A 7,377-nucleotide genomic window follows, 5' to 3' on the forward strand; every position below is an offset into this window, starting at 1 on the left:
CCGCTCGTGGTGTTCGTCGGCGCTAGTCACAAACGATCGTTTCTGCATGCCCGATAGGGGATCCATGACGGGGAACCCGGGCGAACCCAGGAACCCCGCCATTCACAGCGGGGGTCTGGGCTGCCCTCGCAACGTAGCCGTATGTCGGCCGAGCATCTAGTGCCCGGTGAAGGATCGGTCAGGGGGCAAGTGGCAGAGCGTCAAGGGGGTCCGCAAGCAGACCCTTGCTTTCCACGTGGTTAAGTGAATAGCTTGTCCACATGGAAAGCAATCATGGTCAGAGTCCTGCCTCTGCTCGCGATGCCCTGCGGGGTCTCGAGGGTGACAGGCTCGAACTGGCGCGAAGGACGCGTTCACCACGCTGGTATTACCCGGGGCTGGCGCTGTTCACGGCGGCGATAGCCCTGGCTCCCCTTGCTGGAGGCGTGTGGGTCTTCGTTGTCATAGCTTTCGCTTGCCTCGGGCTCGTCGGCCTCGAGCGGGCCTTCGTGCTCACGACGGGAATCTCCACCAATAGGGTTCCTGGCCCCAGATCGTTGATCGTCCTCGTCGTGATGGGCATCGTGGTGCTCACGATGGTTTTCGTTTCCGGCCTCGCCGTGCATGCGGACTCGACTGCCTGGGCGTTGACGGCCGGCGCGGTGAGCTTCCTCACCATGTTCCCGGGCGGATACGTCTACGACCACTTCTACGGCCAGGAGCTACGGCGTGGCGTCTAGCGCACAATTTGACGAATCGATCCATGCTCCAACGAGGCTCCGCCTGTGCGCTCTTCTCCGCCCCGTCGACCACATCGATTTCTCGGTCCTCGCCATGACTCTCGGGCTGAGCGACGCGAACCTGTCCAAGACCGTCCGCGCGCTCACGGAACTCGGATACATGAGCACGACAAAAGAAGCTTCCACGACCAGGCGCGACGCGCGTCGAACCACCCGCATCTCGCTCACACCCGCGGGCCGGGTCGCAATCGACGGGCACCTCGCTGCCCTGCAGGACCTCGCATCAGCCAAGGACCTGAGCGCTACGGCAACCGACCGTTGACTGCCCGATAGCCGATCGGCTCCAGGGCGCATCGCGAGACGGGCATACTCGCTCCATGAGCAATCCCGCAGGCGTTTCCGGCCGTGCCGTGCGGCGGCGGCTGCGAGAGACGTCATGCCCGGACTGCGAGCACCCCTGGGAAGAGCACGGGGGTTCGACCCTCGAGGCGCCGGTGGCCTGTGGGGAGTGCCAGTACGAGGAGGACCACGCGCAGCAGGTCCCTGGTCGAGAGACGTGCTGGAACAGCGTGCCTCCTGCGTTGTTCGTGCGGCCGACGGCCCGAGAGCTAGAGCGCGCAGCGCCACTCCACAGAAAAGTTCTTCTGCGATTCGGGCAGTTGATGCTGGCTATGTTGCATCTAGTAGTGCGTTGGCCCTGACCAAGGGTGCCCTATAGACGATCGTCTGCCGGGTCCGTGCTGCGCGCGGCCGTCCTGGTTTGAGCGGCTAGCAGTGGGTCGAAGTAGCGAGCATTGCCGGCTCAGGGGACGTACCAGTGGTCGGACCAGGTCTCGCTCTCGACGTTGGGGTCGACGAGCTCGGCCCTGAAGGTCGTGTCGTGCCAAAAGAACGTCCCTACCTTGAGCATTGCCAAGTCGTCGGGCTCAAGCGGCCAGGCGCTGCTGACAAATGTCCAGACCTCGGGGTCATCGGGATAGATGAGGCGAGTGTCTTCGGTGTAATCAATGGACAGGTCCCCGACGACTCTCGGTGACCCCCAGCTGCGCTTCCACCAAGGGCCCTCCAGGTCCCATTCCCAGTAGGGGCTGACGGACAACCATCCGACGGTCTTCCCCGGGTACGTCGGGTGGGCTAAGCGGTAGAGGTCAGGACCCGTGCCAGCTGGCAGTGGCAGTTCCGGTCGAGATCCAGGCCAGAGAAGCATGAGCCGACTCTAATTGAGCGACGTCTCTTCGAATCAGGCCTGACTGCCGCGGTTGGTGATGAGGTGCCCGATAGGGGGTCGTCGACCGGCCACATTGTTGCGAGCACGGCTACGCCGCCATGCCAGTGACGGCGTGCCGGCGGCTCTTAGTGTGCTCTGCTGCAATGCTCGAGCCGTGCGGAGCGTCGGTCGTGAAGAAGCCCTGGAGATGCTGAGCGGTTTTGCGCCTGGCCGGAACGTGGGCGACCGCTCCGATGACCTTTTGGTTGCATTTTCTCGGCAGGACCTAGCAGCGTGCGCAGCATGCTTGCGGGACACAGTCGAAGCAATGGACGACTGGGAGTTCGCATCGGTCATGCCGCTCGAAGTCCTTGAGGCCGAGGCGGCCGCTAATGACATGGAGGCTCTGGCCGAGCAAGGTTCGCCTCGCGATACTTCTCCACTGTGGCGTCTGGATCTGGTTCGAGCTCGCCATCTCGACTGGTCTGCTGTCGTCGCCGCGGCTGACGAGGAACCGGGGCATGAGGAGTCTTGGTTCCGGGTGACCGTTCGCGAATGCCGATGGCTTTCTGCTGCCGTTCACAACGCGACGCGTCGGGACCCTGCGCTCATGTCCTCCTGGGTCGCCCCGCACGTGGCCGATCTTGCAGTGAGGGAGGCACTGGATCGAGCCATGACGGACATCGAGAGCCATGCCGCGCAGATGTCGTACCGAAGCACACCTGCCCGTGGCGTCAGCGTCGAGGCGTCGCTCGAGATCTCGACGGGGCATGCGGCCTGGCAAGCAGAACGTCGGTTGGGAAAACTTTTCCCGCAGCCGGACCGAGATCTGCTGCCGACAGAGGCCTCAAGAGGCCGTACCCGCGGTCTGCCGTGGAGATGGTCGAGGCGTCGCCCGCGGGAACGAGGTGGTGATCCAATTAAGGTCTCATGGTCCGTGGCGGATCTCGGTGCGGGGTCGCTCGTGCGCCTTAATCTTCGTTGCACTGATCAGGATTACCTGGCTTGGAAGCCCATCTCACAGGTCTTCGCACGGTGTGAGGACCTGCAGGTGGCGGCTCGAACGACACTCCGGCAACCGTGAATTTCCGCCTGTCCCGATAGGGGATCGCCATCCGGCCAGACTGGGTTGAAGGACAAAGCTTTTGGCTTGTGTCGGCGGCATCGGAAGGGGGCGTTGCTGCCAAAGTGGTCCACGGAGGGGCAGGTGAGCTGTGATGGTCGACTACTTCGACGAGGGTGAGTTCTTCTTGGAAGACGCCTTTGCGACCGCCTACTTGCAACGCCTCCGGGCAGCAGCACGCACCTGGACAACAGACATTCAACCGTCGCAGACCTCCGTGGAGACGATGGGCGACCCGGTAGCCGTTTCAATTCGTGTTCCGGGTCTCTCGGGGCTCATAACGACTCTGTGGGTGTTGTGTCACCACCGAGATGACCGGGCGCCATGGCTCCACGGTTCATGGGGCGACCGCGCCTACGTCGGGGATGCTCACGGCGTCGATCCAGACCGTGACCTTACCGTCGAGGGCCTTTTTTAGGTCCTGAGGCTCTCGCTGATTTGGCAGCGCAATGGCTAGAGGCACAGCTGTTGGTGGAGATACATCGGGACGAGTGGGCCGGCAAGCGGTGGGGCCGACGTGACAGCCTTGGCTCCATGCCGTACCCGAGGGTAAAAGCGCGCTGGGGCGTGCCCCTTCGTAGTGTTCTCGAGCGCCGAGACGGCCTTGCAGCGCCACACGAGCGTTCCGACTCTGACTGAGCAGCTGTCCCAACAGCCGATCGTCATTCGGACTATCGGTGCCCCCCGAGCGCGTGTCGGGACAGACTTGACCTTTCCCGACCAAAGGACAAAACCGTGAGCATCACCCTCCTCGAGGACCAGAGGGTGTGGGGCATGATTCCCCGCGAGATAGCCCTGTTGTGCGCATACGGCACCGGACTGATGACGGCACTCATGACTGTCATGGCCTTCGCCACGCAAGCGTGGATACTCCTCGGTGGAGCTGCAATCGGGGTAGTCATCTTCCTCTTCCTTCTGAGGCTTTCCAGCTATCTGCGCTTGCTTGCTTATGCCTCGGTTCCCCTCGACGAGTGAAGAGCTGGTTCCGTGCGGCCTATCGCCCGGTAGGGGATCAGCTTCCGGACGCGCCCATAAGTCAGAGGTCGAATTCCCCGTTGTCCCTACGGAAGCTGGGACGGGGGCTACTGCCCCCAGAACGGGTTACGCGATAGTGACGCGGATACCGTCCTCGCTTGCTACGTAGCGCTCATCTGACGTCCCTCTTTCGATCGCGAAGGATTCGCCGGACGAGTAAGGAGTTAGAACGACTAATTGGTGCAAGCCGCCCTTTTCTCGTTCCCAGACCTGGTTGAGAGAGNNGCAGAGTTGTTGGCGTTGGGCCGCCTCCCGTGCCGGAAACTGCAGCAACGGAGTCGGAGTCGTCAAGGCCAATGTCAATCGCAATGAGCAGTTGTGAGGAAAATCGCTCTTCGAAGGTGTCCCTACTGCACGCGCTCAGTCCGAAGGTGCTTGCCACGAAGGCAAGCAGGGCAACGACAAGTCGAACGCGTCGAGACATGACTCCCCTTGGCTTGTGGCCTAGTTGGCAATCATGCACCACNCCGTGTCGCCAGCCATGGACATCAATGGCTCGACCGAGTACATCGACTCCGGTGGCAACACTGATCAGAAGACAGGCCCAAGCGACTCGCCCCAAGAATTAATCGACATAACGAAAATTGTCGGTCAAGCAGGTTTATGGATGAGCATGCTTCTGATTGCTCCATGAACGATCGTTTCTGACTGCCTGATAGGGGATCGCTCACCGAATCGCGTGGCTTGACCATCGACTTTACTTATGAATGCGATCAACTCGGGCGTTTCGAATGAAGCGCATGGCGAGTGATCCCACTGTGAAGATGACGGCGTAGGCGATAAGGGCAAGCCACAGGGGCGCTTGGAAGCGGTCGATGAGGAACCAGAAGAGCCCACCGCCGACGAAGATCAAGACGAGGTTGAGGAGAACGGTTCTTGCCGGCAGCCATGGCGTCGGGTGTTCAGTCACTGCAGTTGCGTCGACGGCGCGAGCATGCGGCAGTCCTTCTTCGTTGCTCATAGGACGAGCATGTCCCACGACGTGATCCGGCATCGAATATTGTTCCGATAGAGGATCGGCGACAGGACATTCTTCGAGTCAGTCGGCGCCGTTAGGCGAGGCTCGTAGCTTGTCCAGGTTGTCCTTGGCGTGGGCATCGCCGGCAGCAACGCCGATCAGGAAAGCTGCCTCTGCGCCTTGGCAATCTTTGAAGTGATCCATCAGGAGATTGCCCAAGCGCACCGATGCCCGAGGGGAGTAGGCGATGTGCTCTTCGAGCAGATCACGTGCCTTCTCGAAGTCGCCCCGTTCCGTGAGGATGGCCGCAAGCGCCGGGGCGGCGTCCTGGTAGGCCCACAACCCACGTTTGAGCCGCTAGAGGGTCTTCTTGTTGCGTTTCCCGTTCACCTCGGCCCATGTGCCGAGGACGCCGGCTGCCTGGCGACCGAGGTAGCTCTTCTCGCGTGACATCTTCCGAAACACCTGCCGAGCGGCATCCCTGTCACCCTTCTCGTGCAGAGACCACGCGAGTTCGTGGCCGGCACCTTCATCGCCGGCCTTCCAGCCGTTTCTGAAGGCAGCCTCCGCTTCGTCGTTGCGGTGGAGCGTCTGGAGGACGAGTCCGAGGTTCAGCGCTGCGTCGAGCACCCCCATGGCCCAGGCTCGGCTCAGTTGTTCTGCGGCGCCCTCGAGCTGGCCCTGTTGCGTGAGGAGGTTGCCGAGATTGAAGTGGGCGTCGCCGTTCCCCGCTGCTGCGGCGGCTCGAAAGTACTTCTCGGCGGTAGCAAGGTCATCCGCGTCCATGGCGTCGTTGCCGAGATTGATGAAGTCCAGTACGTAGGCGCCCGTGATCACTTGGACAGCTCCTTTGCTTGCGTGAAGTCTCGACGTCGTCGCCGTGCTCCCATCATTCCGTTTTTGCCGATGCGTGCAGATCTCGAATGGGCGTCCCGATAGGGGATCGTGGTCCGGCCGTCTGGATTGCCTCTACAGTCCACTCTTAGGGGTGGGCAAGACGACGATCGAGGTGGGGAGTGCGGCGGTGGCCAAGGCAGCCAGTTCCCGCAGGTCGACGATCGGGATGCCCAGCGCCTGGGTTGTCGTCATGACCCTGTCCTGGTGCCTCGTCTGGACTCTTGGCGTGTTGTTCGCGTCGTGGATGTGGTTCCCGTATTCGCTGGATCTGACACCCAACATCAGCGCCGATGACGCCCCTCCTGAGCTATGGCGCCCAAGGGTGGTCCTGATCACGATGACTCTTCTGACGCTGCTCATCTTTGGCGCTGCGCTGGTAGCTCGGACAAAGATGCGTGCAATAGGGCTCTACTGGCCTGCTGCCGCATCAGCCGTACTGACCGTGTTTTGGGCCGTGCGGTTCTGATGACGACACGCGCCCCCGTCGTGTTCAGCTCGAAGAATGAGTGCCTGTTAAGCCAACGAGTTCCGGACGGAGCACCCTAAGCAAAGCGGCGTCGGACATCTCTCTCGAGTTGGGCAAAGCGCGCCTCGTACGCTTGATAGTGCCATCGCGTGGCAGAGGCGTAGTCGCCTTCGTCGCTCTTCATCGAGACGTGTAGCTGACTACCGGAACCATCGTCTGTGACCGACCAGGTCACGATCACGGGCAGCCGCTTCTTGCCAGCTTTCATGAGGGCGCCAAAGAGTCGGTAGGCAAGCCGAGACCCTAGGTTCACGCTACCGACGTGACCGTTGGTCGTGGCCTGGCGAGAGGCGCCGTGAAAGTGATCGGAGACGCGGCGGGCCAAGTCGTCGGGAGCGACGGTGCTCGTGAAGTCGAAGTCTCGCTGGACGGGATGAACAGGCATCACTCTTTCTAGCGGAAGCAGAGCTACCAAGTGGGTTACGGGGTGCCCGATAGGCGATGGCTCAGTGGGAGAGGCCCACAATCGAGTAGCGGCGTGTGATCCCGACCGTGGCCCGACCCCAGTCACTGCCTGCGACTCGTTGTTGGTGCAACTCGAAGACGTGCTGATCCTCGAATCGCTCCGCAACAACCCAGACCAGAGGGTCAATAGTCGGCGTGACATCAAAGGCGAGGCAGCCGACTTCGGCTCGCGTGAGTTCGACGTGAGTCGGCAGGTGGAAGCTGACGATCCGCGCCTCTTCCTCGGTCCCGCAGATCAGGTGGCCACTGAGATGTACCTCGGTCATGTACACACCGTACGGCGCTCTCGACCGTCCGATAGAGGATCGACATCTAGGACGAACCGTGGGGTCCTCAACCGCCGTGACGCAGGCTAAGTCCGTCGAAGCCCTCGGAGCCAAGACGCCACGGCAGCGAGGTCGCCCCAGGCCCAGAGCAAAAGGACAAGGAATGCGATCGACAGCACTG

At 61.9% G+C, this 7,377-nt stretch carries 11 protein-coding genes; 6 read left to right on the forward strand and 5 right to left on the reverse strand.

The window, feature by feature from the left end; all coding sequences use genetic code 11:
- The first annotated feature begins 260 nt into the window (after positions 1 to 260).
- Together ASL10_RS15755 and ASL10_RS15210 are read left to right on the forward strand one after the other, a co-directional pair.
- Positions 261 to 719: a hypothetical protein gene (locus tag ASL10_RS15755; RefSeq protein WP_082460660.1), complete on the forward strand. Its 459-nt coding sequence runs from the start codon at positions 261 to 263 to the stop codon at positions 717 to 719.
- Positions 709 to 1,041, forward strand: coding sequence for a transcriptional regulator (locus tag ASL10_RS15210; RefSeq protein ID WP_056049920.1), 333 nt, complete (start codon positions 709 to 711; stop codon positions 1,039 to 1,041). Before ASL10_RS15755 ends, ASL10_RS15210 begins: the two co-directional genes overlap by 11 nt.
- Before the next feature lie 480 nt (positions 1,042 to 1,521).
- Here ASL10_RS15210 and ASL10_RS15215 read toward each other — a convergent pair whose 3' ends face one another.
- On the reverse strand, positions 1,522 to 1,926 hold the full coding sequence (locus ASL10_RS15215) for a hypothetical protein (RefSeq protein WP_157485571.1): 405 nt from the start codon (positions 1,924 to 1,926) through the stop codon (positions 1,522 to 1,524).
- A 328-nt stretch (positions 1,927 to 2,254) separates the two neighbouring features.
- Here ASL10_RS15215 and ASL10_RS16150 point away from each other — a divergent pair, with 328 nt between their 5' ends.
- From ASL10_RS16150 to ASL10_RS15225, 3 genes are all read left to right on the forward strand, one after another.
- Positions 2,255 to 3,010 (forward strand): hypothetical protein, encoded by a 756-nt coding sequence (locus tag ASL10_RS16150; RefSeq protein WP_157485572.1) that lies wholly within the window; start codon positions 2,255 to 2,257, stop codon positions 3,008 to 3,010.
- Positions 3,011 to 3,143: 133 nt separating this feature from the next.
- Complete coding sequence (locus tag ASL10_RS15220; protein WP_157485573.1) at positions 3,144 to 3,467, forward strand: hypothetical protein; 324 nt, start codon at positions 3,144 to 3,146, stop codon at positions 3,465 to 3,467.
- A gap of 317 nt (positions 3,468 to 3,784) precedes the next feature.
- Positions 3,785 to 4,024: a hypothetical protein gene (locus ASL10_RS15225; protein ID WP_056049929.1), complete on the forward strand. Its 240-nt coding sequence runs from the start codon at positions 3,785 to 3,787 to the stop codon at positions 4,022 to 4,024.
- 757 nt (positions 4,025 to 4,781) lie between these two features.
- Here ASL10_RS15225 and ASL10_RS15230 read toward each other — a convergent pair.
- The 3 genes from ASL10_RS15230 to ASL10_RS15240 all read right to left on the reverse strand — a co-directional run bounded on the left by ASL10_RS15230 (position 4,782) and on the right by ASL10_RS15240 (position 5,879).
- Entirely contained in the window at positions 4,782 to 5,045 is a 264-nt protein-coding gene (locus ASL10_RS15230; RefSeq protein WP_157485574.1) for a hypothetical protein, read from the reverse strand.
- A 78-nt stretch (positions 5,046 to 5,123) separates the two neighbouring features.
- Positions 5,124 to 5,384, reverse strand: coding sequence for a hypothetical protein (locus tag ASL10_RS15235; RefSeq protein WP_056049935.1), 261 nt, complete (start codon positions 5,382 to 5,384; stop codon positions 5,124 to 5,126).
- A 15-nt stretch (positions 5,385 to 5,399) separates the two neighbouring features.
- Complete coding sequence (locus ASL10_RS15240; protein ID WP_056049938.1) at positions 5,400 to 5,879, reverse strand: tetratricopeptide repeat protein; 480 nt, start codon at positions 5,877 to 5,879, stop codon at positions 5,400 to 5,402.
- A gap of 151 nt (positions 5,880 to 6,030) precedes the next feature.
- Here ASL10_RS15240 and ASL10_RS15245 point away from each other — a divergent pair, with 151 nt between their 5' ends.
- Positions 6,031 to 6,405, forward strand: a complete 375-nt coding sequence (locus tag ASL10_RS15245) for a hypothetical protein (RefSeq protein WP_157485575.1) — start codon at positions 6,031 to 6,033, stop codon at positions 6,403 to 6,405.
- Between the two features lie 506 nt (positions 6,406 to 6,911).
- Here ASL10_RS15245 and ASL10_RS15250 read toward each other — a convergent pair.
- Complete coding sequence (locus ASL10_RS15250) at positions 6,912 to 7,196, reverse strand: putative quinol monooxygenase (RefSeq protein ID WP_056049953.1); 285 nt, start codon at positions 7,194 to 7,196, stop codon at positions 6,912 to 6,914.
- Positions 7,197 to 7,377: the final 181 nt, after the last annotated feature.

It is taken from the genome of Frigoribacterium sp. Leaf8 (assembly GCF_001421165.1).
In the GTDB taxonomy this organism is placed as follows: Bacteria; Actinomycetota; Actinomycetes; order Actinomycetales; family Microbacteriaceae; genus Frigoribacterium.